We start from the raw sequence: 22,634 nt of genomic DNA, 5'->3' as shown, positions 1-22,634 counted from the left end.
TATTATAATATCGAGATTAATCGTTCATTTTACCCAAGAACCCTGCCCATAAGGGCAGGGTTTTCATTACTTAATGTGCAGGGACTGAGTTCATTAAGTGGTCTGCCCAAACAGCCTGGTTAGTTTCCCGAAGTATTCTGCAAAAGTTCTTAAATTCGGAATCACTTTTACTTCTCAGAGCTTGAAATAGTACTCTGACTTTATCCATTCGATTCCGTTGACTTTTTACATCTGCCTCTTCATAGTCATTCAAAAAGCCACCTGCATCTCGATGTAAAAGGGCAAGCATATTATCTACATTCACTTTCACTTCCATTTTAGGGAGCGCTCTTTTCAAAGCACTCTCATGTTGCTCACTCATCGATAGGGTGCTGAAGGCTACTCTTGAAGCCACTTTCTTTGGCGGAGCTGAGCTCTGCATACTGTATTGAGGACCCGGTCTGTTGACAATAATACAACCACTTACCCGATAGAGTGGTTCTGCATCCACAAGCTGACAGTCACAACGAGAACTGAATGCAGCAACAGCACTTGCGGCCCAATTTGTTACCGCTACTGGGTATTTTGAACTATTCATAGCAATATTATTCAGGGTTCTTAACACCAGCAGGAAAGACATCGCCTGACGCATCTGGCGTAAATCCTGCTTTGATGGTTTTTGTCCCTTTTTCGAGGCAGTAACAACATTCAGCTCCGACATAGTACTGTATAGTTCAAATGCAACTGAGGCTAGATCAAAGTCACTTAAAGCGCGTCCACAAGGGGATGCAGAAGATGTCACCATCTCAGTAACATCATATGGCAGTGGCGTACGCTTGTCTTGTGAGGTAATCAAAACTGTCAATTCAGTCTTGAACGCGCTCAAATTTTCATCCCGGCTGAACGGATGCTGAGCTAATCCTTTGAATCCACGTTCTAGAAGAGAATGCAACTGCTTAAGCAGCTGGGTGTGTGCATGAAAGATAAACACGGGCGCATCACTTTTGCATAACACATGGTGCTTCTCAATTGGCAGGACAAGTGAAGCTACCCCTTCAGAATCAGGGTCATAACTTCCACTCAGCTTGGCCTGCTCAAGCAATGGCTGTACAGCCATTATAACATTGTCTCCCAAACCGCTACATAACCAAGCATGTGTATTAAGCAGTTCTGTTGCTGCAATCTTATTGGCACCTATCAACGTTTCAAGATCAACGTGCCGATATGCATCATGGTAACAGATTAGCAGATAAAGCATGCAGCCTACCCGAACATCAGGCAGGCTTTCGCGCCAAAAAACTGTGTTCGCCAGTTCCACCACTGTAACCCGCGACTTCAGAAGCATTGGAGCCAGTTTCTCAAAATCCTCACAGGCACTTTGTTGCAACTGCGACAGGCCTTTTCTTAGGGAAACGCCATGGTCACCGTCAGCCTTGAATGAAACAAGATTTGCCTTGAGTAAAGGAAAAATATGAAGCAAGGTATCGTGAGACAATAACAATTTTTCGGAATCAGACCAGCGGTTAAATTGGTGGCCCAGCTTGGTAATAGCTGCAGGATCAGCTGATGACATTGTTTCAATAGCATCTTCAAAATCATCGTCATCATCACTCGGTTCGTTGTACATCGCATAAGATAACGAGTGGAAAGAAAACAGGATTACAAAGGAACACAAAATAGCTAACCAGGGACAAACATTTTTGTTTCGTCGTAACAAGGTATTCATTTTTGATAAACCTGACTAATAAAAAGCAAATCAATTTAATAGGGAATATTAATCAACGAGTTGCAACTGTCGCTTATCGAAAGCCTCCTTTGAAAAGTGAAATGTACTTTTTAATAATTTTCTGAACAGTATTAATATTTCAGCCACAAAAAAATAACACTTCAAAAAATACAGATGTATATCTTAAAATACAAAAATATAAGCTATAAAAGCATTATTTAGTTTATCCATTTTAAATAAACTGTTTTGTTCCATGTAATCAAAAGATGTCTTTAGGTTGCCTGGGTCAGACAGGAAAACACACCATTCAGGAGCTTGATATCAGCGTCATGTAATGGGGCCAGAAATTTTCCCCTGCTTCAGAAAACATTGCTTTAGCAAATGAAGAAAAAGATATTAGTATCAAAAGCGACAGACAGTATATAAATTTATAGCAGCGCCTTAAAATAATAAAATATTCCGACATAGAGAGCATATCAGTGCCTTCTGGTTATGATTAAGACGTAATTAACAATAGGCTATTATTTTTAAATCATTATAATTATTGTTAGCTATTAATTGTTGTTAATTGCAATATTATGTATAACAATCAAAGCTCTAAAAAAGACATAAAAGTAACAAAGTAAAAAATATAACTTTTTACTTATCTTTAAATCATATGAGATATTGGTAATTTACAACTTCCAAATTTAATTTTAATTATTGGCAGATTATCTATATTACATTAATGTCCTATCTGATGCGTAAATCGCAGTTATACATTTCAATACATTGAAACAATTGCTTACGGGCAACATTCACCGCAGCTGCCAGATAGTATACGGCCTCAGTAGTACGTATAAGTTCTTCAGTAGATATAGTCGTGACAGAAGCGTCATGAGAGATAGATCTTATACTTTACGAATGCAAAATCGGAGCTGTTATTCAAAACAGCAACGTAGTCACTGCATCATCCTGTCGAGATCAAAGATTCCGGGATCGTCTGGGCTGGCATTCCGTACCCCATAACAAGCCATCTGCTTGCCTCTATACGCCAGACAGAAGACATCGGGTACACAGCAGAACATATATTTATTATTTAAACCGGCAGATTCCACCGCTGGGTACTTTATTTGAACCGGAAACTTTCAAATCAAGCCCGTCAGGGTGGAATGTTTTTCATATTCAGGCCTGGTGCGAAGGGGCTAACGGCCGGTTACCGGTAGGTGTTGAGAAATTTGCAGGCTTTGGTGGATGCTGATTCTGAAATAGTGGAGGAAGGTGAAGCACGCTTACCTGAGTCGTCACCAGGGCAATCGCTTCCGCAACCCACGCCGCAATCTACCGAGGAAGCTAGCGAGAGATCTACCAAGGAAGCAGTAACAGACTTGCCCGTTGACCACAGCCCTGAAGCGTCACCAAAACCGGTGGAATAGTCGTATTGTTTCATAGGTAACGATTTCAACAAATTCTCTTTCGGAATCCTCTCCGACACATTTAATTCTATTCCCATTGGCCTGCTGCTCCTGTTCGCGCCGCATCCAATGCACCATCCTTGCCGAGTAATCCTTTTGTGTCGTTTACTGACAGAAAGGTAGCCGGTACGATAGCGTCATAATTACTCAAGCATTCGTACTGCATAAATCTGTCAAACGCCGGGCACGCAGTGGCGGTAGCGTGTGAGCTGTTGACCGGAAGCCATTTCGAGAAGTTGTGTTTTTCCATCGATTGGGTGTTCTTTCTGTTTGGCCTTTTTTGTGCGTACTGGGCTCAAACCACAGGGCGCAACCCCAGGCTCTGGTTCTTTTGTGGCTTATTTTTTTGCGCCGGTTACCGGGGTTGTCCTGCTGGTCAAAAACTACGAAAAGGCACCAAAGCCTTGACCCTTCAGGGCTGAATGATCTGAAGGTTAATCTTCTCGAACTCCATAGCGCACTTATAGATGAACTGAAAGACTATATAAAAGAGCTCCCGGAAAGGATTGTATTCTTTGAGCAGAGTTGATATTCATGGTTTCTTTCATTTCATATCCCCTTTAAGGAATAAATATGAGTACTATTTATTCTGTTGAGAATGTCGAGATTGTTTTTCTTGATTACATTCCCATTATCTTCTTTGCGACAGGGTTATTGATAGCGTCAATTTTCTTTTATTTCAATGACAGTATATTTAAACGGGTAGTAATTGCGCTGGTCTGCCTGATTTTCTTTTCGAGATTGGCAGCTAACATAGGCGATATTTACTCACTCGAAGAAAATAAGAACATGCTTAAGAACGGAAATGTCATGCAATTACATGGCACTCTGAAAAAGCTCAAGCTGTACAATATAGAAGAGATCTCCAAAGAATTAGTAACCAATCGACCTGTTTATATGGAGACGGTAATTGTTGATGAAAAACAGTTAACCAGACCTGTGACGCTAAGTCCATTTGGACCCTATGGGTGTATGCAAAGAAAACTGATAACAGTGCTGAAAAGCCATATAGGTAAAGATATAACAATTCTTTATCGTGAATACCAAAGTCGCGTTATACGAATTCCCTCTATATGCGTATTGAAGATATCAATATAGATGCCCCAAAAGCCATGATGAGATTATTAAAAAGATTCATTCGTATATCTATCGTTATACTCATTATTTTTCGATTAGTCAGCGCATTTCTGGATTATGATGACCAAAAGTTCTTTCAATCGAATGTACTGATGATCAGGGCATTGCCTGAATCTCTGAGATTTATAGACAGGGCGACGTATGCCTGGACCGATTATAGGGAAGAGTATGCCGTCACGGTAGATTCGCAACAAAAGGATTTGATATTCTCGGGCCGGGATTATAGCGCCTGTATAGAATACAAGCTTGATACCAGTGATGCCGGCGAAAATACAAACAAGAAAAAGTTTGTAATTGTGAATATGGATTTAAAAGGTAAAACCAGCAGGACTGTAAGTGCAGGGCTTGAAGAACATATACCTTTCCCTGTAGCTAGCTGTGTCGTTTAAGGTGATTTTTATGACAAGGATGGTCGTATAAAGATTTATTCATCAGCTGAAAATAATAAATTTGTTATTATCTTTAGCTCAGATTAATACCAAATTACCATCAAATATAGAAGCTATAAAACCCGGTAGTAATTACAGGTTCATGAAATAGGAAATACAACCTTTCGGGTTATTTTGAAATATTTTGGAAATATCAGATATAACCGCCATAAGTAGAAGGGGGTAACAAATGGCGTTAAATTACCGTTCAGCAACGATCAATGATCTAGAAAACCTGATTTCCATGCTGGCCAATGATCCCCTGGGCAGCCAGCGGGAAGACAGCACTCGTCCTCTTAATCAAGCCTATATCAGCGCTTTTGAAGCTATCGAGAACGATCCCAACAATCAATTGCTCGTGGCAGAGCAGGGAGGTCAACTGGCTGGTATGCTCCAGCTGACCTTTATCCCGTATCTGACCCATACCGGTAGCTGGCGCTGTCTGATTGAGGGTGTCAGAGTGCATGAGGCTTTTCGTGGTCGCGGTTTGGGTGAACAAATGTTCAGGCATGCGATTACTTTGGCCAGAGAGAAAGGTTGCAATGTTGTTCAGTTAACCAGCGACAAACAGCGCCCGGATGCCATCCGGTTCTATGAAAAGCTTGGATTTAAAGCGACGCATGAAGGGTTCAAGCTGGGTTTGTGAGGTCTTCGGTATCATCCGGGGACATTTGTTTTATTTAAAATAATTTCAATAAGCAGTGAGTATGACTTTAAGTTATTTATCCGACACCTGGCACTTCTATAAAACCCACTTTCTGAAAATCTGTTACATTTTTCTGCCGTATATTCTACTGACAGAATTAACCTACGCCCTGCAAGGAACAATAACAGACGAAGAACGCTTCATGACGCTGTCTGGCCTTTTGGTTTTTCTCTTCAATGCGGTTTTATTTCCGCTATGCCAGGGCGCATTGATTGTCTACCTGTCTTCAGTAATGGCCGGAGATACCCTGTCACCGCTCAATGCCTACAGAATTTCAAGGCGCTTCCTTGTTTCCATGGTTGCGATCTACCTGATTGTCTATACCTTGTCGGGACTCGCATTTGCTTTATTGATTATTCCGGGCCTGATTGTCTGGATTAAGTTCTCATTTGCAGATTTCTATTGTGTTCTGGAAAATGCCAAAGCAAGGACTGCTGTAGCAAAGAGCTGGCGGGAGACCAAGTCATCATTCTGGCTGCTGGCTAAAGGCCAGTTTCTTATTATGCTGGTCACCGTCATGCCGTCTCTTGTACTGGTCAAGTTTTATAATCCGGATACAGTAGCCGGTGCCGTTATGAGCTTTCTTCTCAGTATTTTCGTCTGGCTTGTCTATCCCCTGTCAACCATTTATGCGTTCAGAATATTCTGTGCTCAAAGAGCTGACGTTTGAAGGGTGTCCGGACTTGCCGTGTCAAATATCAGGCCTGTATGCATCAATCTGAGTTAAAAATCGTAAACCTCCCTGCATCCAAACGGGTATTTGCTGCGTATAGCACTACAAATACTCAAAATTGACCGATGTTGGGGAGTTACGATGAAAAAACTGATTGCTGCTGCTTTTGGCGCCGCCTCTATTGCCCTGATCTCTACATGGGTTACCGGGGCTGCCGAGACTAATGCTACAGATACCAATGCAGTCGCTAAAACCTATAGCTCCGGGTATACCAAAGAGGAACTGAAGCAAAGGCTGACGCCTATCCAGTATAAGGTGACTCAGGAAGACGGCACTGAAAGGGCTTTCCAGAATGAATACTGGGATAATAAGAAACCCGGTATTTATGTTGATATCGTCTCCGGTGAACCGCTGTTCAGCTCTACCGACAAATACAGGTCCGGTACGGGCTGGCCGAGTTTCAGCCGGCCATTGGTAGCGGCCAATATTGTCGAGCGGGATGATTTCTCCCTGTTTGGCAAGCGGATCGAGATTCGCTCCAAAAATGCTGATTCGCACTTGGGGCATGTATTTGCCGACGGCCCCCAGCCTACAGGGCTGAGATACTGCATGAACTCTGCCGCCCTGCGATTTGTGCCGGTTGATAAACTGGAAACTGAAGGTTATGGCGAGTTTCTGAGTCTGTTCCAGCAGTAACAGGAAACTGCTCAAGCAGTAATAATAAGCCCGGGGGCTCGATCATTGATCTCTGCCCCCATGCCCTGAACTCAACAACCTGTTTATTGCTCCTGGCAGGACTTCACCGACCAGGAACAGTTTGCCAACACCTGTCTTCCTGTATACAAGGTGTGCGTCGGGTTACAATCGAACCGGCTCCTTTGCTACTCCCCGTAATCACCCCGGAAAATGGATAGTCATCAGAACCCTGTATATTGACGCGGATTCAGGAAATCACTGACTAGCAGATGCACAATAGCGCTCCCTTTCATCTGCCCGGTGACGTTGTATGCCTGACCTGACAAGCCTTGCCGTTATGGCCTGTTACATTCTCATCATTAATCCGGTGATTGGCTGGCTGTTTAAACGTCGTGAAGTCGATAGTTATCTTTCGGCTTCCAAATATGGTCTGATATTTCATGGTTATGCCATTCTGGCGGTGCTTGTTATTGCCGAGGTTCGGGATACGCCATTGGAGATTGCGTTGTTGATCGGGTTAGGGGGGCGGTAGCTCGATTTGTATCCAATGGCTGTCGTTTACGGGGTGGGTTGGAGTCGGTACGATGGCTTCAGAATTATCCCTGTGTTCCTGTATCCCTGTTGCAACAAGCCTTTCTGTACTTCGCTTTCGGAGGGGCGGTAGCGTTTCTGTTATTGCGTTGTGCAGCTCGTCTGTGTGGTGTTTGGCGTCCCTCCGTAATCCATTGATTTATGTGTCATTATTGTGATTTTGTAAGAGTTGCATAAGTTAAGCGATAAATATACGAATTTGGGAATGCGACATGGAAGATAAAGCTGCCAGGGTGGGGAATATCGTGAAAAGGGTTGCTGTTGTTGGCTTCCAGGGCAATGCGCCTTTCGCACAGATAGCTTGTTAAGCGAAGTTTGTTCGCATAAACCACTGTTAAATTTCAATCGGAGAATCGATGCAACATCAAGATATTCATGATTTTTCTTCTGATAGGCCAATTTCAAATTTCGATGAAGACTTACTTGGCCGCAGTGATTTTTCCAAAGATTTAGCTAATGCCCTATCTAACTGGCATGGCAAAGATAGTCTTGTTGTGGCTTTACACGGAGACTGGGGTTCAGGTAAGTCATCTATTAAAAACATGGCTGTTACTGAGCTAAGCAAAAGCGATAATGCTAAAGCAGATATAATAGAGTTCTCTCCGTGGCAATGGGCAGCTCAAGATAAAATCACCGAATCGTTTTTTAATGAAATTGCCTCCACTATTGGTTTTAAAGATAAAAGTAAAGAAGGTAAAAGACTAGCAAAGACGTTTAAAAAATATGGACATTACTTAAATACAGGAGAAATCTTAACATCTGGCCTAGCCAAGGCATTACCAACTCTATTTGTTTTGGCATCTATCGTTGGTATTGGTGGTAATTTTTTAGATGAGGCATGGGTTAAAGCAACGTCAACCGCAATCATCTCTGTTCTTTTATTATGGGCAGCAGCATTAAAGTGGGGAAAATCTTTTCTTAATAGTCTGAAAAATAATGCAGAACTATCTTCTAAAGAAGATAAATTATCATTATCTGATTTAAGAACAGAACTTACAAAACTGCTTAAAGACAGAGAAAGAACAACTATCGTTGTTATGGATGATCTAGATAGATTAACATCAAAACAATTAAGGATGGTTTTTCAATTAGTAAAAGCAAATGTAGAATTTCCTAATGTGGTGTTCTTACTGCTTTTTCAGCGTGATTTGGTTGAAGAAAAGCTTAATGATGGTAAGCAACAAGGAAGAGACTACCTAGAAAAAATAATCCAAGTTCCTTTTGATATACCACAAATTGAAATCAGCAGATTGCATCAACTATTATTCAAGAGGCTAGATGTAATTATTGAAAGGGATCAGTCAGCGACTTCAATGTTTGACAATGGATATTGGGGGAATATTTTCTATGGATCTTTAAAGTATTACTTCGATAACTTAAGAAATGTCTATCGCTTTACATCTACCCTTTCATTCCATTTTTCCCTCCTGAAAGGGAAAAAAGCGTTTGAGGTAAACCCTGTTGACCTGATTGCTATCGAATGTTTAAGAGTTTTTGAGCCAGACGTCTATAAAGAAATATCAAGATCAAAAGAGACATTTACAACTAGTAGGTCATCTGCCTCTGAAAGTAACAGGGAAGAAACTAGCGCACTCATAAATACAATAATTAGCAAGTCTGATCCTAGCAGGACTGACGCAGTGCGAAATTTGCTCAAAACACTTTTTCCTCCTATTGAGTGGGCTTTAGGGGGGATGACTTATAGTCATGAATTTTCAAAGACGTGGTTAAAAGAAATGAGAATATGCCACCCGTCAAACTTTGATAAATATTTTCAGTTCACAATTCCTAGCGGTGAAGCATCGAATTCCGAGCTGAGAGAAATTTTAGATTTAACTTCAGATGCAAATAAATTATCGAGCCATATCAGGACACTTCAAGAACGTGGAATTATAGATAATACATTAAGTCAATTTGAAGCATTTTTAGAAGAGATTCCACTCGAACACAGTGAGCAGTTCATTCAAGGTTTACTTGATATTGGGGACGAAGTTGATGATCATTCAACAGGTTTTGCGAGTCTGAGTACAAACCTTCATGTAGTAAGACTTGTTCATTGGTTCCTAATTAGATTTGAAGATAAAGAGAAAAGAGGGGAAATATTAAAGACCTGCTTTAACAATGGTGCAGGGATATCAATTATTGAACACTTTCTCCAATCACATGAGAACGAGAAGAGAGAACCATCTAGAGGTTTCTTCCTTTCTGAGTCTGACTTTGAGTCACTCAAGGAAATGTTTGTTAATAGACTTTATGAACTCTCAGAGAACAACCCTGATGGTCTGATGAGTGATAAGCATTTGTGCTCCTACCTCTATAGATGGACTCGGTGGGGCAATGAAGAAAAAATCAAGAGTTGGCTTGAAAATCAAATAACAGATTCCAAAAAATCAATTTCCCTTTTGAAATCATTCTTGGGCCAGTCAACCTCACAAGGACTGTATGATCACGTAGCTAAAGTCACTCATTACATAAAGCTAGAAGAGCTGGAAAAATTTGTTTGCATCGAGCTAATTGAAAAATCTATAGAAGATATGGATATTTCAACACTTGATGAAAAACAACTTATCGCCCGCGATGCATTTCATAAAGCACTGCAAGATAGAAAAGATGGAAAATCAAGTTCAGAGTGGTAGAAATTTAAATCGGGTAGCCGGAGGTCTCTAACCTCCAGCCCCCACACCACGTAGTGAGTATCTAGGACACCCACACTTTTGACAATGAATCAGTCTGATCTATCTTCCTGCCGGTCATGATTTTTCTGGCAGTAACAAAAATATATGGGTGTCCTACGAACTCCCTACGAACTCACGAACTAAAACCCAGTATGAGCCGGCCAGGTAACTGTTGGGATAATGCTGCGATGGAATCGTTTTTTAGCCGGCTAAAAATTGAGCTGGTTTATGCAGAGCAATTTCGAAGTATTGAAGAGGCAAAATCCAGCTTGTTTGAATATATCGAAATCTTCTATAACAGAGTTCGACGACACTCGCACTGGGTTACCTTAGCCCTGCTGAATTCGAGCTGCGAAACAATCAATAGGTGTCCATTTTTAATGGGTAACACCAGTGCAAAAGCTAGTAAGGAGTTATCAAAATCTTGGAAAAATTATCAACTTGCAAAATGTGTGGAAAAGAATCTGAGCTACAAAAGTCTCACATTTTTCCAAGATCTTATTTCAGAAAACTAAAAGCTGGAAATGGACAACTGCTCAAAGTTGTTATTGATGATGATTCTCAACCAGAGAAAAGTAACTTAGACCCTAAAGAACCTCTTTTCTGTAGAGCATGTGAACAATTTTTGAGCGAAAAATATGAACAATATGGAACCCGGATATTAACCAACAGGAAATTTGCAACAGTAAAGAAAGATTATGTTGAATTCCGAAGTTTTAGATACAAAGATTTCTATCTCTACTTAATCAGTATAATCTGGAGGGCTTCAATATCATCCTTAGACACATTTAAACATATATCTTTTCCAGAAAAACATAATAATTTTCTAAAGCAGTGCTTGCTTGAAGGAAAAATCAAAATTAATACAACATTAAAACTTGATCACTTTATTAAAATATCAGTTATACGAATCATTGACTCTAAGAATGAAATAGATGACATCGTTATAAGGAAAACGATGATGAACCTAAATTTTGAAAAAGGCTCCACCTCTGATGTGGGAATGATTTATTATTTCATGGCTGATGGTTTCTTGGTCGCGTATCATTTCACGGGTGAAGAAGACATTCATAAATTAAGAGTCGAAAAAAATCGTGCTCAATTGCGGAACCTCCCAAACATAAAGATACCAAGAGTTGATTTTAGGCAACTAAGCCAAATAAGATCAGCTTTTTCATCTGTGACAAATAAAATAAGCGAGTACCGTGCATAAGCACTTAGACATAATGACTCCCGCAAAAGATAAAAAGTAAAAAGGACATCCATAAAAAGTAAAAAGGACATCCACATTTTTGGAAGTGAAGCAGTCTGATCTACCTTCCGCCAGGCATACTCTAATTCCTAAATAATAAATTAAGCAATATATAGTGCAGCATGATATAATATGCCGTTGGGTGTCGATTGCTTTATTCGATACTGCTCTGTTTATACTTGGGAACAATACATGTCAGATAAGTTTTTCTTCAAAGGTCGTCAAGATGCCCGTGTAAATTATGTGGAATGTGGTTATGAGCCTAATGCCAACTATAAAGCTGGCACCAAAAAAAATCCTTTAAAACTGGTTGTTAAGGATGAAGCCCGAGAGCAGGAAATAAAAGCTATGCTCAAAGGTGCCGGGTTATATGGGGAAATCAGTGTCGACGAAGAAGCTGACGAATCAATCGGCCAGCTCACAACACTGCTCACAAAGATTGAGACAGTTGTGAATAAAGAGAAACTCCCGTCACGCAATGATCCGTGCCACTGTGGAAGTGGCAAAAAATTCAAAAAGTGCTGCGCGTAATAAATTAGTTGTATTCAGGATATCCATATTTTAATTCAAAAATATATGGGTATCCGGGTTTCCTGCTAGTCCGCTCTAGTCCTTTGGCATAGGCTGCAAATCATAATAATACGACTTCTGTTTGACATCTTCAGAAATGGGCTTTTTAATGGCCTGCTTCCAAATAAATAAAAATAAAGAGATTCAGTCTATGCTGAGCAATATTCGTTGTCTGGTGCAAGCCTGCGATAAACTTGGATTGAAATGGCAGGCTCTGGATAAAGAAAATAATCTGATATCTATAGATACAGGCCGGAATTCGGCACTGTTTCAGTTGAATAAAACACCATTTAACTCAGAAATCATTTATAACATTTGTCGAGATAAAATGCATAGCTGGCAGCTTTTTAAAGATGTCGTTAATATGCCTCACACCTGTTCTTTTCTTGATTTCAATATCGAGCCAAAATATCGCCAGTATCTTGACTCCCCCTCTATGGAGCTCGTCCTCAAGGATATAGAGACTCAGTTTGATTACCCGCTTATTGTGAAACAAAACCAGGGAGCACTGGGTATCAATGTATTTCTTTGTCATTCGGCTTCCGACGCATCCAAAGCGCTCATGACAATTTTTAACAGCCAGTCCAAAGATTACGATTATTTGGCAATAGCCCAGCAGTTCATAGCGACAAAGCGTGAATATCGTCTTGTTTGCGTATACGGCAAACCTCTCCTGGCTTATCAGCGGGGTGACGGGTTAACGTTTAACTGTTCTTATTGGGAACACGGCCAGCAGGCAAAAATGATAGATGATCAGGATTTCATAGAAACACTGTATGAATTTATAAAGCCTGCAGATGATTTGCTCGCCCCGGGTATCGCAGGGTACGATATCATTGAAGATACTGATGGAGAGTTCTGGCTTATAGAAGTCAACTCATCACCACGTTTTGATAATATTACATCCGCTATTGGTGACTTGCCCGTTGTAAAGCTGTATGAAACAGCGTTGATATCATTTATGGAAGGGTCTTAATCTGTTTTTGGTAATCTATTTATAAAGAGTATCTAGAAGTATCTGGGACACCCATACTTTGATTCAATAAATATGTGGATAAATATGTGGATGTCCTAAATACTTGGCTCTAAATACTTGGCTGGTGTAAAAAAGAGAGTTCTATTCCTGATGACTGAAAACATTCTGATTATTGTGACTGTCTTATTTTTTGTTTTAACATTGATCTATGAGTTGGTCATAAGAGCAGAAGCAAAGAAATATGATAAGAAAATTGATGGTTTGAGCTATATCACTTTTGGCTTGATAGCAATTCCTATGTTCAATATTATGACCTTCAAAACAAGAAAAATATCTGGGAAAGCAGCGAAGTATGGTTTTATATTTTCTCTATATCATTACTTTCTTATTGCATTTCTGGCTTTCTATGTTTCACATAGCTATTAAGCATGCAATACATAAAAATCAAAGCGCACTCATATATATTTTTTAAAAAATATATGAGTGTCTTAATTAATTTTAACCTTCTGAGGTGCCTTAGAGCATGAGAGTGTTGAGGGCTCAATAACCAAGCTAGAACAATCCCGAATTGTACGCACTGCGAGGATTCTTTATATTCAAAAAACACCCCCATAATATGCTTTATAAAAGTGGTAGTTTATGTTCAGTGAGTACTATTTTTTCGTCCCTCTTGCTATAGCCTTACTCCTTGGCGTCATGAGCCCCGGACCCAGCTTTATTCTGGTTTCCCAGACCGCCGTATCGCGTTCACGGGAGGCCGGGATCCTTGTCTCCTTAGGTATGGGCACCGGGTCTCTGATATTTACAGCGCTGGCCGCTTTCGGCTTTTATGTTGTGCTGGAATCTGTGCCCGTCCTGTATATGGCTATGAAGGGCATGGGTGGGTTATACCTTTGCTATCTGGCCTATAAACTCTGGAAGAGTCAGCCAGACTCATCCGCCGCAGAACCGCAGCTTGAAAAAAGCGTATCCCGGTCGAAATTTTATTTCTCCGGGCTGTTTACTCAACTCAGCAACCCTAAAACAGCGTTGGTGTTTGCGAGTGTCTATGCCACGTTTCTGCCCCAGAATATGTCCGTCGAAAGCTATGCCATGCTATGCGCATTGGCATTTGCTATCGATACGGGTTGGTATGTCTTTGTATCAACGGTATTGTCAGTTCCTAAGTCACAAAAGATTTATCTTAAATACAGAGCGGTATTCAATAAATTATTCGGTTCCGTTTTAGGTTTTATGGGTGTTAATTTAATTCTTCGCCAGAATTAGACTGTCGCTGTAAGCTGAAAGCAGGTACCACCCACGGCGCACCTGCTTTCAGTTCCGCCATATCAAGGGAAGACAATGAAACAAATAACAAGAATAAATCATGTCGGGCTCCGTGTAAGGGATCTTGAGATCTCACGCGATTTCTATGGAAAACTCGGGTTTGAATTTATTGTTGGCCCTGTCGGCCCGGAGCCGGTCGCTATCGTCGAGCACCCGTCCGGTATCAATATCAATCTTATTCTCAATGTGTCCGAGGATGCGCCACAGAAGAATGTCCTGATGGAGGGCGATTTCAAGTATCCCGGTTACACCCATGTAGCGCTTGAAATTACTGACTATGACGCCTCCAAAGCCAGCATTATGGCGCTAGGCTTCAAAATCACCGGAGAGGTTGAATATCACGGCGCCCGGTTTTTCTTTATCAGGGACCCGGATGGTAATGTTATCGAGTTTCATAAGCCTGCAGACAGCTGACAGCAGTGATTGCTCGGCCTGGCTGTTATCATGACCGCCATATAAAAGTGCTTTCAGGGTTTCAATGAATCTTTACGTCACTATCAGAAATATCGTTGTATCAGTTATTGCTGTTTATACGACATCCATCCTGGCGCAGGAACCAGGCTTTGTTGCTGTTGAGCGTGACATTATTGGTATAGAAAAAGCGCTTTTGGCCCGGGTGGGTGTCACGGTGCTGGACACTGGCAATAACCGTGTCTGGCACTACAAGGGTAATGAGAAATTCCCGATGGCCAGCACCTTTAAAACAGTCGCCTGCGCCAAGCTGTTAAGTGATGCCGATAGTGGAAAAACAGCACTCGATAGCACTGTTACTGTCAGGCAAGAAGATATCGTGACCTATTCGCCGGTCACAGAAAAATATATCGGTAAAAAGCTGAGCTTAAGAGAGGTCTGTTCAGCCACCATGCTGACCAGTGATAACACTGCTGCCAATATTGTGTTGAATGCTGTCGGTGGCCCTGTGGCAGTCACAACATTCTTTCAGGCTACCGGTGATAACACCAGCCGGCTGGATCGCTTTGAGCCTCAACTTAATGAAGGTGTCCCGGGCGATAAACGTGATACCACCACACCCAACGCCATCGCACATACATTAAATACCTTGCTGTTCGGCAATGTCCTCTCCACTGATAGCCGGCAACAACTGAAGGAATGGATGATCAATAACCAGGTAACCGGAAATCTGTTGCGGTCTGTATTGCCTGAAGGTTGGCGCATTGCTGACCGCTCCGGTGCCGGTGGTTATGGCACCCGGAATATCACGGCGGTGGTCTGGCCGCAGGATCAGCCCCCTGTGATTATCAGCATCTACCTTTCTCAAACCCGGGCCTCATTTGCGGAACGTAATGCGGCGATTGTGAGAATAGGGCGGTCAATATTCGGACTTTATTCAAACATCAGAACAGAGTGACATAGACCAGTGTATTTCATTGATGGACTAATGATGTGCTGCCTTTATTTTCCCCAGAATATGTTCCCCGGCCGTGATGGGAGGAAAACGGTTGGGACGGGAGTCGTTGATGCAGGAGGGTAATGTTTCAACTACTGTGTCGTCATCAGGGTCAAAGAAAATCGCAGCGGAATAACGTGGCTCACTTCCAAGTTTCATTCTGACACGATGGCGGGTTGAGCGGAAAACACCGTTGGTCCAGCGTTCCATCAAGTCGCCGGTATTGATAATGATTTTGTCTCTGTCCGGGGAGACACCGATCCATTGGCCGTCCTTGTCGAGAATTTCCAATCCTGAAACACCGTCCTGAAACAGAAAGGTAAACATCCCGTAGTCGGTATGTACTCCCGCCCCCAGTTGTTCGGGATCAGCAGGCTCACTGTTGGGAGATGGATAATAAATGGTCCGCATTGTGGTGCGGCTACCGCTGTGGCGGTTAACAAAAAAGTCGGGATCAGTTTCAAGCGCGCAGGCCAACACCCGCTGGAGCTTGATTGCACCGGTCAGTGCCGCGCGGTAGAAGTCGGCCATCACATCCCTGAGCTCGGCTGATGGCCAGCGGTGCGTTTCATTCAGGCGTGACAGGATATGGCATATTGAGAAGGACTCTTTTTCATCCGCTGGGGTGCCCGGATCAAGGCGCTCCTGGTACAGTGCCAGATAGCCACTATCTTCTTCATCCCGTCCATATGCGTATTGCTGTTTTTCCTCACATGGACGACGGAAAAATGCTTTGCTGACTTCAAACAGGCGTTGCTGCAGCGATGCTTCAATTCCAATATTGCTGACGGCCATAAAGCCATAAACGCTCAGGGCTTCATACACCTGCTGTGCCAGTGTATTGAGACTGTCAGGATGGTTTTCACTGTAGGATGAGAAGTCAATTTCGGGGACTTTTGCTGTTACAGTGCCTGTAGCTATATCCCTCGCTATATTCGCAACCATATCCATTGCTACTTCCTTCGTACCAGTTTAAATGATTGAGACTCAAAAGCTTAGGACAGTTTGGTCATATATGTCTTTAGAACCCATAAGATCGACCAGAATGAGACAATATTACAGAGCCGTGCCAAAACTTATGAGAGGGTGCAAAGAGGGAACTGAGTTTTGCTGTGTTTGTAATATTTGATTTTTAAAATCCATCGTCATTAAATCATATTGCTTAAAGCTCGATATTCCGCTTACGGTAAAAAATACTATTCTGGCGCCATGCAATGTCAGAAAAGAATGATGATTGAAACCAAAGCTAGTTATCTAGGACTGTACCAATATTTTAATGATGAATTTTTCGAAAAAAAGTATGCTTTTTACAATAAGAGCAACTAGAGAAATTTTTCGTCCCTGAACTTTTCATTAGTTTATCAGTACAAGCTCCACAATAAATATGTCCACATTCTGATGTGTAAAAAGCCTCTTCAGCAAAATCAAGGCAAATAACACACTTTAAATATACAATATTTACATTTTTGCTATTCAATACTTTTTGTACAGACTCACACTGTCTAGTCCACTCACTCTCCATTTGTGATATGCATACTTCCAATTGGGCAGGGTCTTTCTTACCTATTTTTTTTCTGAACGACTGTAGATCTCGTTGTAACTGGAAAAATGACATATCAAATTGACTTCGTGCTTGCAATATTCGGGCATAGTCTTCCGGCCACTTGCGCTGGTAAACATCAAGTTTGGCCTGGCAGCCTGATAAGGTTTCTTGCGTGCTTTTAAGTCTGGTTTGATAATCTAGTAAGCTATCTTGAGTAGTTTTGAGCTTGGCTTGATACTCTGATACCGTCCCCTCAACTTTTTTTAGCCTTTGTTCCACGGTAGCTTTTTCGCTCATAAGTCCGATAAAACTGGCCTTATGTCCGCACTTCATTGTATCAAGTAATGCTACATGTGTTTCAGGCGGTGTAGAACACATTGCATCTATTTTTGATGACCTGAGGCCTGCTTCCAGTGCCGATGACAGTTTTTGACACTCATCTCGAACACGTTCTACTTCGCTTTTACTCTCAGTGATTTTAAGCCTTAGTAATTGAACTTCTCGTTCATTATCCTGCAACACTTGCAAGCGTTGACTGGTTCTACTCCGATACAACATCTGTGACCTTTGGAGAACTGAATACTCATGCTTTAGATGAGTATATTCTTGTTGTTTAATACGAAGCTGTTCACGAAACTCAATGCCATCAGATTCATGCTCATGCTGCTGATGTGAGTAGCTTTCTTCCTGTCGGTGATCAGAAATCGGGTGACGTAATCTTGGGTTTGAGCAGTTATCAGCCGGGCTATTCATACAACTCATACAACGGGCAGAAAGCACAGCCTGTTTCAAAGCTTTTATTGTGTTGCTTTGGAACGAGGCAGGTAGCAACGTCAGTACCGTTTTGACGTAAAATAAATTTACCGTACTCACTGCTTCTAGATAATGCCCCAGGAATATAGTTAAAAGCTCATTGTTTTCAGCATACAAATCGGTACATATCAGAGATACAAGTGCTATGTGAATATCCTTCCACATTTTTTTAACGGCCTCATCGCAGCTCGGGTTGAACCGAGCAGGCATCAAATCAGGGTAGTGTTCCGCGTAAAACCCAAGTAACTCATCGGTCAATGCTGCATAACCAACATGGCTAAAAATAAATTCCAGGCATTTATTCAGGTTTTGAGTACGTTTTGTCCCATAAAATAAACAAGATGATTCTACCCAACATTGAAACAGCGGCTCATAAATTCTAAGAGTGTTTACGGTTTGAGCTGATAATCGTTCGCCATGCTTTTGGGCGGCCAATCCCAGCCAGCCAAACAAACCCTGGTAATCCCAGGGCTGCCTCTTGCTTTGCTGCAGATAAAAGAACATCGAGGGCAGGTCATTAGTGGTTTTCACATTCGCAGGTACCATGCCTTTACTCAGTAACTTCAGATACAGTTCGTCTCTTTCCACTCGAGAAAGCTGACTGAACAGTTCAATAGCCCCCTCACACAGTATCTTGCAGTCTTTCTGAATAAAACGGCTATTACGTAGTAGGTCGGCAAAGCTCTCTTCCGGAAACCTCACGAATGCCTCGTCACTTGCTGACGAGCAGCAACCTGTTGTTTCGGCGGTTACCGGATCGAAGCTCATTGCGACACGTCGTTTCGATACTCGCACTGATTCGCTTTTGATATCGGGTGTTACAAAAGACGTTACGGTATGAATCTCTGAGCTTTTGCAACCGAGTACGATATCAACAATAATTTGCATCTGCCTTAGTTGTTGCTGTATTGCATCATGACTGAGTGCGTCTGGAATAGTAGCTGCAACAGGAAGTCGACTTAACAGCGGAGTTTTCAATGTGGCAACTTCAAAGTCGGAAGTTGTACATACGGCTCCAAGAGCTTGGCGAACGCCGTCTCTTGTCATAATATATTGGAGTCCGTGTTCCCCACGATAGATTAGCTCCAGCTCTTCTCCTTGATATTGCACTGCATAGTCAGAAACATACCGGTGTTTTCGAGAAACGGAGGGTGAAAATCCGGGCGGCAAGGGAGAAAAATCTTCTGGCAGGGAGGAGTATTTCCAGCAGGCAGCAGCTAAATTAACCCTTTGATCAGATGGTTGAGGAATAAAAAGCAATAAGCCTGAAGGTCTGTATAAGCCATCTTCAGTCAGATCTGTAGAGTTAAAGTAGACCGGCTCATAATAGCCAAAGCTATCCCGGTCAATAAAAAGTGTATGTGCTGTTGTTTGAGCCGGTGTGAAATCAGGATTTAATAAAAAAACAGCATAATAAAATCGATCAGAATGGTTTGCCTGTAATAAGAAAGAGTTTTTAAAATTAATTTCGGCCTGGCGGCTAATTTCTCCGTTGTTTGCATGCACATTAGTAAAAAAAATGTACAAGCATAGCATTAGAATAATGTTTTTTTTCATTAATTAAATCTTTTAAATCAATGTACTGGAAGAAGTCCTGTCTTTATAAAGCTCTTGCTCAAATGAAAGTGTTGAATCGATAGAGATGTATTAAAAATCATTTAAAAATAGCACAAAATTAGAATAGTATTGCTTCGAATTGTCAATCCTTATTTTTCGATGTTGTTCGATATTCCTTGAGGTGTTTTTAGAAGTTGTTTTAAAGCGCACTTAAGTGGTTGTTAATTTATTCGATATATTCTTTTTGTAAAATTGATAGATATCATTCTTGGTATTTCTTTAATATATCTATTTGAAATATGGATATTCTTTAATTTCAATTATAAATCTTTTGGAATCGAGTGGTTTTTTTACAGTAGGCGCAATTTCCGAATAGTTTATATCTGCTATTTTTGAGATACTCTTCGATACAAAATTTACAGTAGATATGTCCGCATTCTGACCCGACGTAAGCCTCTTGAGCCTGATCAAGACAAATTACACACTTCAAATAAATAATATCAATACTTTCGTTTTTCAATATCTTTTGCAGGGATGCCCACTGACTTGCCCCCGCTTCTTCTATTTGCAAAATATACTTTTCAAAATCTACAAGTTCTTTCTCGGTCATTTGCGTCTTCAAAGTATGAAGATATTGTTGTAATTGGAAAAAAGATGATTCAAGTTGGCTTCTTACCTGAAGTATACAGGCACGCTCTTTTGGCCATGCACTCTGGTGTACCTCAAGCCTAGCTTGATAATCTGATATTTTTGCCTCTGCGCTTTCAATTTTTTTTTCTGCGGTTTCTTTTTGTGCTGTGAGTTTTCTTAAACAGGACTGATGTTCGGACTGTAATTGTTCAAGTAGCCTTTCATGTTTTTTTTGTAGTATGGATCTCATTTCACTTAATTTGCGCTCTGTTATTTCCATTGCATGTTTTTCTCTATTTTTGGTTAATTTATGCTTTGCCTTTTCTGTTTTCAAAGATGATGATAACATCCGACATTCAACCTGAAGCTCTACAATTTCCCTTTGATCCTTTAAATTCCGTTCACTTAATGCTTCAATCTCCCTGTGAGTCTCTAAAACTTGCTTCTTTAATAATTTAGCTTCTTCATCCTTGGCGTGCTGCAAGTGAGAATAGGCCCGTTGCCAGCTTAAAATTTGCTCCTCAAGCTGTCCGCAATGACTTTCGAGCTGCTGTACAATCGGGAGCTGTTCCTCTTGAACTATCCCAGATTGCATTCGTTCAAGTTTGGTCTCTAACCATTTCACTTGCTGGCGGAGACACCGGTTTACTCGTTGCCAGTCTTCATAAAGTGACAACATTGATCTTGTGCCTGCACAGATAGCCGGGTAATCATCAGGCTGGGAATCTGTACAGCAGGCGGTCAAGACTGTTGCCTCTAAAGCACACATCGTTTTTTTCCGGCATGAATCAGGCAGCATGATCAACATAGTTTGGGCATAAAGAGGTTCTGCTGCTCTCACGGCTCGAAGGTAATGCCCCAAAAACGTTATTAGTAGTGCATTGTTTTCTGTACATAAATCGGTACATATCAGTGTTCCAAGTTCCACATGAATATCCATCCAAAGCTTACGAGTCTTTTCATCGGAGCTTTGACGAAAATGAACGGGAATCTGGTCAATAAACTGCTGTAAAAAAAATTCCATTAGCTCTTTAGTTAAAGCTGTATGTTCGACATTCCTGGAAGTAAATACCAAGCATTTTTTTAGATTATTGATACGCTCTCTATCATTAAGTACACAGGGAGCATCAATCCATCGTCGGGTCATGGGTTCATAAACTCTAAGGGTGTTGACTGTTTGAACGGACAATCGTTGGCCATGTTTTTTGGCAGCAAGTCCCAGCCAACAAAGTAGCCCTTGATAATCCCATGGCTCTCCCATGTGCTTCTGTAGATTACTAAACAATGTCAGCATATCATTGGTCGTATTCACCAAGGGAGGCACCATACTTTTGGTCAGTAATGTCAGGTACAGTTCATCTCTTTCAACTTGAGAAAGCTGATTGAACAGCTCTGTGGCACCTCGGCATAGAATCCTGCAGTCCTTTTGTAAAAAACCGCTATTGTGTAGAAGATCGCTGAAGCTTTCCTCCGGGGGAGCTATAAATGGCTCAGTGCTTGCCCGTGAGCAAGCTTGTGTTTCCGTGACTGTTGAATGATCCAGGCTTATTGCAGCACACTGTCTGGTTATTCGTTCTGAGTCTTCTTCCCCTTCCTGTGTGCTCGCCAGTGTTAGAGTGGGGCTGCCTGAGACTTTACATGCCAGTACGACGTCAGCAATCAACCGAATCTGTCTCAGTTGTTGTCTTACTTCATCACTAAGTGCTTGGGGGAAATTGCTAATACTTGGAAGCCACATCAGAAGCGGAGTTTGTAGGGGACTCTTTTCAAAATGTGCCGTTGTGCATACCGTCCCATGTGTTTTTTTGATTCCATCTCTGGTCATGACGTGTTGAAGTCCGTGTTCCCCGTGATAGCTCAGCTCCCACTCTTCGCCCTGATACTGCACCGCATATTGTTTACCATGGCGGCTACTTCGTGAAACAGAGGGAGAAAAGTCCGACGGTAAAGGAGAGCCTCGACTGTGTAATAAAGACAACCGCCAGCAAGCAACAGCTATATTTACACCTTGTTCCGGTGGTGGTGAAATGAAAAGTAACAGGGTCTCAGGATTACCTGACTCACTTTCACTTAGACAAGTTGATTTAAAATGGATTGGTTCGCAATAACCAAAGGATTTCAAATTGGCATACAGGGTATGTGCTTTTGTATGCGGTGGTGTAAAGTCAGGCTGTAATAGAAAAACAGTATAATAAAATTGACCTGAATGGTTAGCTTGTAAAAAAAAGCCACTGTTACAAGGGATTTCAGTAGTACTCGCTCCCTCTCCGTTATTTGCCTGAGCACAAGCAATGAAAACAAACAAAGAGAGTACGGATATAAGTTTCATTGGATATTTGTATAAAGTCGATGTCTACAACGAGAAGTTATCTTTTTTCAAAGACACTTTCTGGTAAAAAAACCTTTTAAATGAATGCAGTTTGTTATACACAACAAAAAATAGCATAGTGATAAATTATTATGATATTTAATAACAGCGGAATGATCATTTCGA

At 41.4% G+C, this 22,634-nt stretch carries 20 protein-coding genes and 1 pseudogene; 15 read left to right on the top strand and 6 right to left on the bottom strand.

What is annotated here, in order from left to right:
• Positions 1-70: 70 nt before the first annotated feature.
• The 3 genes from ACYZZ0_RS03330 to ACYZZ0_RS03320 all read right to left on the bottom strand — a co-directional run bounded on the left by ACYZZ0_RS03330 (position 71) and on the right by ACYZZ0_RS03320 (position 3,325).
• A complete protein-coding gene (locus ACYZZ0_RS03330; protein WP_461535155.1) occupies positions 71-1,705 on the bottom strand; it encodes a hypothetical protein in 1,635 nt (544 codons plus the stop codon).
• A 1,195-nt stretch (positions 1,706-2,900) separates the two neighbouring features.
• A complete protein-coding gene (locus tag ACYZZ0_RS03325; protein WP_461535154.1) occupies positions 2,901-3,197 on the bottom strand; it encodes a hypothetical protein in 297 nt (98 codons plus the stop codon).
• Positions 3,188-3,325 carry a hypothetical protein gene (locus ACYZZ0_RS03320; protein WP_461535153.1) on the bottom strand — a complete coding sequence of 46 codons (138 nt, stop codon included), beginning with the start codon at positions 3,323-3,325 and terminating at the stop codon, positions 3,188-3,190. The genes ACYZZ0_RS03325 and ACYZZ0_RS03320 overlap by 10 nt, the downstream gene beginning before the upstream one ends.
• Positions 3,326-3,732: 407 nt before the next feature.
• On the opposite strand from ACYZZ0_RS03320, the gene ACYZZ0_RS03315 reads away from it, so the two are divergent.
• From ACYZZ0_RS03315 to bla, 15 genes and pseudogenes are all read left to right on the top strand, one after another.
• Entirely contained in the window at positions 3,733-4,257 is a 525-nt protein-coding gene (locus ACYZZ0_RS03315) for a hypothetical protein (protein WP_461535152.1), read from the top strand.
• A complete protein-coding gene (locus ACYZZ0_RS03310) occupies positions 4,233-4,685 on the top strand; it encodes a hypothetical protein (protein ID WP_461535151.1) in 453 nt (150 codons plus the stop codon). The genes ACYZZ0_RS03315 and ACYZZ0_RS03310 overlap by 25 nt, the downstream gene beginning before the upstream one ends.
• A 229-nt stretch (positions 4,686-4,914) precedes the next feature.
• Entirely contained in the window at positions 4,915-5,370 is a 456-nt protein-coding gene (locus ACYZZ0_RS03305; RefSeq protein WP_461535150.1) for a GNAT family N-acetyltransferase, read from the top strand.
• Positions 5,371-5,431: 61 nt separating this feature from the next.
• Positions 5,432-6,100 (top strand): YciC family protein, encoded by a 669-nt coding sequence (locus ACYZZ0_RS03300; protein ID WP_461535149.1) that lies wholly within the window; start codon positions 5,432-5,434, stop codon positions 6,098-6,100.
• Positions 6,101-6,244: 144 nt separating this feature from the next.
• The gene (gene msrB / locus ACYZZ0_RS03295; protein ID WP_461535148.1) at positions 6,245-6,799 is read left to right on the top strand and encodes a peptide-methionine (R)-S-oxide reductase MsrB; all 555 of its coding nucleotides are present in this window, start codon (positions 6,245-6,247) and stop codon (positions 6,797-6,799) included.
• 310 nt (positions 6,800-7,109) lie between these two features.
• The gene (locus tag ACYZZ0_RS03290) at positions 7,110-7,331 is read left to right on the top strand and encodes a hypothetical protein (RefSeq protein WP_461535147.1); all 222 of its coding nucleotides are present in this window, start codon (positions 7,110-7,112) and stop codon (positions 7,329-7,331) included.
• A 415-nt stretch (positions 7,332-7,746) separates the two neighbouring features.
• Positions 7,747-10,026: a KAP family P-loop NTPase fold protein gene (locus tag ACYZZ0_RS03285; RefSeq protein ID WP_461535146.1), complete on the top strand. Its 2,280-nt coding sequence runs from the start codon at positions 7,747-7,749 to the stop codon at positions 10,024-10,026.
• 185 nt (positions 10,027-10,211) lie between these two features.
• A pseudogene (locus ACYZZ0_RS03280) lies at positions 10,212-10,432 on the top strand (integrase core domain-containing protein); the annotation flags it as partial.
• A 57-nt stretch (positions 10,433-10,489) separates the two neighbouring features.
• Positions 10,490-11,278: a hypothetical protein gene (locus tag ACYZZ0_RS03275; RefSeq protein ID WP_461535145.1), complete on the top strand. Its 789-nt coding sequence runs from the start codon at positions 10,490-10,492 to the stop codon at positions 11,276-11,278.
• A gap of 231 nt (positions 11,279-11,509) precedes the next feature.
• A complete protein-coding gene (locus ACYZZ0_RS03270) occupies positions 11,510-11,848 on the top strand; it encodes a PBPRA1643 family SWIM/SEC-C metal-binding motif protein (RefSeq protein WP_461535144.1) in 339 nt (112 codons plus the stop codon).
• A 190-nt stretch (positions 11,849-12,038) separates the two neighbouring features.
• A complete protein-coding gene (locus ACYZZ0_RS03265) occupies positions 12,039-12,863 on the top strand; it encodes an ATP-grasp domain-containing protein (RefSeq protein ID WP_461535143.1) in 825 nt (274 codons plus the stop codon).
• 150 nt (positions 12,864-13,013) lie between these two features.
• Entirely contained in the window at positions 13,014-13,289 is a 276-nt protein-coding gene (locus tag ACYZZ0_RS03260) for a hypothetical protein (protein WP_461535142.1), read from the top strand.
• Between the two features lie 213 nt (positions 13,290-13,502).
• Positions 13,503-14,129, top strand: a complete 627-nt coding sequence (locus ACYZZ0_RS03255; protein WP_461535141.1) for a LysE family translocator — start codon at positions 13,503-13,505, stop codon at positions 14,127-14,129.
• 75 nt (positions 14,130-14,204) lie between these two features.
• The gene (locus ACYZZ0_RS03250) at positions 14,205-14,603 is read left to right on the top strand and encodes a VOC family protein (RefSeq protein WP_461535140.1); all 399 of its coding nucleotides are present in this window, start codon (positions 14,205-14,207) and stop codon (positions 14,601-14,603) included.
• Between the two features lie 64 nt (positions 14,604-14,667).
• Positions 14,668-15,558, top strand: coding sequence for a class A beta-lactamase (gene bla / locus ACYZZ0_RS03245; protein WP_461535139.1), 891 nt, complete (start codon positions 14,668-14,670; stop codon positions 15,556-15,558).
• 27 nt (positions 15,559-15,585) lie between these two features.
• Here bla and ACYZZ0_RS03240 read toward each other — a convergent pair whose 3' ends face one another.
• The 3 genes from ACYZZ0_RS03240 to ACYZZ0_RS03230 all read right to left on the bottom strand — a co-directional run bounded on the left by ACYZZ0_RS03240 (position 15,586) and on the right by ACYZZ0_RS03230 (position 22,469).
• Complete coding sequence (locus tag ACYZZ0_RS03240) at positions 15,586-16,548, bottom strand: isopenicillin N synthase family dioxygenase (protein WP_461535138.1); 963 nt, start codon at positions 16,546-16,548, stop codon at positions 15,586-15,588.
• 322 nt (positions 16,549-16,870) lie between these two features.
• Positions 16,871-19,510, bottom strand: a complete 2,640-nt coding sequence (locus tag ACYZZ0_RS03235; RefSeq protein ID WP_461535137.1) for an RING finger protein — start codon at positions 19,508-19,510, stop codon at positions 16,871-16,873.
• Positions 19,511-19,826: 316 nt separating this feature from the next.
• Complete coding sequence (locus ACYZZ0_RS03230) at positions 19,827-22,469, bottom strand: RING finger protein (RefSeq protein WP_461535136.1); 2,643 nt, start codon at positions 22,467-22,469, stop codon at positions 19,827-19,829.
• Positions 22,470-22,634 lie beyond the last annotated feature (165 nt).

This window comes from Spongorhabdus nitratireducens (assembly GCA_947387575.1).
GTDB lineage: Bacteria > Pseudomonadota > Gammaproteobacteria > Pseudomonadales > Endozoicomonadaceae > CANDOC01.
This window is presented reverse-complemented; position numbering and strand designations above follow the sequence as displayed.

What these genes read in the sequence shown, in the direction of transcription:
- ACYZZ0_RS03330 (WP_461535155.1), bottom strand. Translation starts at nt 1,705, where the DNA reads ATGAATACCTTGTTACGACGAAACAAAAATGTTTGTCCCTGGTTAGCT.
- ACYZZ0_RS03325 (WP_461535154.1), bottom strand. Translation starts at nt 3,197, where the DNA reads ATGGGAATAGAATTAAATGTGTCGGAGAGGATTCCGAAAGAGAATTTG.
- ACYZZ0_RS03320 (WP_461535153.1), bottom strand. Translation starts at nt 3,325, where the DNA reads ATGCAGTACGAATGCTTGAGTAATTATGACGCTATCGTACCGGCTACC.
- ACYZZ0_RS03315 (WP_461535152.1), top strand. Translation starts at nt 3,733, where the DNA reads ATGAGTACTATTTATTCTGTTGAGAATGTCGAGATTGTTTTTCTTGAT.
- ACYZZ0_RS03310 (WP_461535151.1), top strand. Translation starts at nt 4,233, where the DNA reads ATGCGTATTGAAGATATCAATATAGATGCCCCAAAAGCCATGATGAGA.
- ACYZZ0_RS03305 (WP_461535150.1), top strand. Translation starts at nt 4,915, where the DNA reads ATGGCGTTAAATTACCGTTCAGCAACGATCAATGATCTAGAAAACCTG.
- ACYZZ0_RS03300 (WP_461535149.1), top strand. Translation starts at nt 5,432, where the DNA reads ATGACTTTAAGTTATTTATCCGACACCTGGCACTTCTATAAAACCCAC.
- msrB (WP_461535148.1), top strand. Translation starts at nt 6,245, where the DNA reads ATGAAAAAACTGATTGCTGCTGCTTTTGGCGCCGCCTCTATTGCCCTG.
- ACYZZ0_RS03290 (WP_461535147.1), top strand. Translation starts at nt 7,110, where the DNA reads ATGCCTGACCTGACAAGCCTTGCCGTTATGGCCTGTTACATTCTCATC.
- ACYZZ0_RS03285 (WP_461535146.1), top strand. Translation starts at nt 7,747, where the DNA reads ATGCAACATCAAGATATTCATGATTTTTCTTCTGATAGGCCAATTTCA.
- ACYZZ0_RS03270 (WP_461535144.1), top strand. Translation starts at nt 11,510, where the DNA reads ATGTCAGATAAGTTTTTCTTCAAAGGTCGTCAAGATGCCCGTGTAAAT.
- ACYZZ0_RS03265 (WP_461535143.1), top strand. Translation starts at nt 12,039, where the DNA reads ATGCTGAGCAATATTCGTTGTCTGGTGCAAGCCTGCGATAAACTTGGA.
- ACYZZ0_RS03260 (WP_461535142.1), top strand. Translation starts at nt 13,014, where the DNA reads ATGACTGAAAACATTCTGATTATTGTGACTGTCTTATTTTTTGTTTTA.
- ACYZZ0_RS03255 (WP_461535141.1), top strand. Translation starts at nt 13,503, where the DNA reads ATGTTCAGTGAGTACTATTTTTTCGTCCCTCTTGCTATAGCCTTACTC.
- ACYZZ0_RS03250 (WP_461535140.1), top strand. Translation starts at nt 14,205, where the DNA reads ATGAAACAAATAACAAGAATAAATCATGTCGGGCTCCGTGTAAGGGAT.
- bla (WP_461535139.1), top strand. Translation starts at nt 14,668, where the DNA reads ATGAATCTTTACGTCACTATCAGAAATATCGTTGTATCAGTTATTGCT.
- ACYZZ0_RS03240 (WP_461535138.1), bottom strand. Translation starts at nt 16,548, where the DNA reads ATGGATATGGTTGCGAATATAGCGAGGGATATAGCTACAGGCACTGTA.
- ACYZZ0_RS03235 (WP_461535137.1), bottom strand. Translation starts at nt 19,510, where the DNA reads ATGAAAAAAAACATTATTCTAATGCTATGCTTGTACATTTTTTTTACT.
- ACYZZ0_RS03230 (WP_461535136.1), bottom strand. Translation starts at nt 22,469, where the DNA reads ATGAAACTTATATCCGTACTCTCTTTGTTTGTTTTCATTGCTTGTGCT.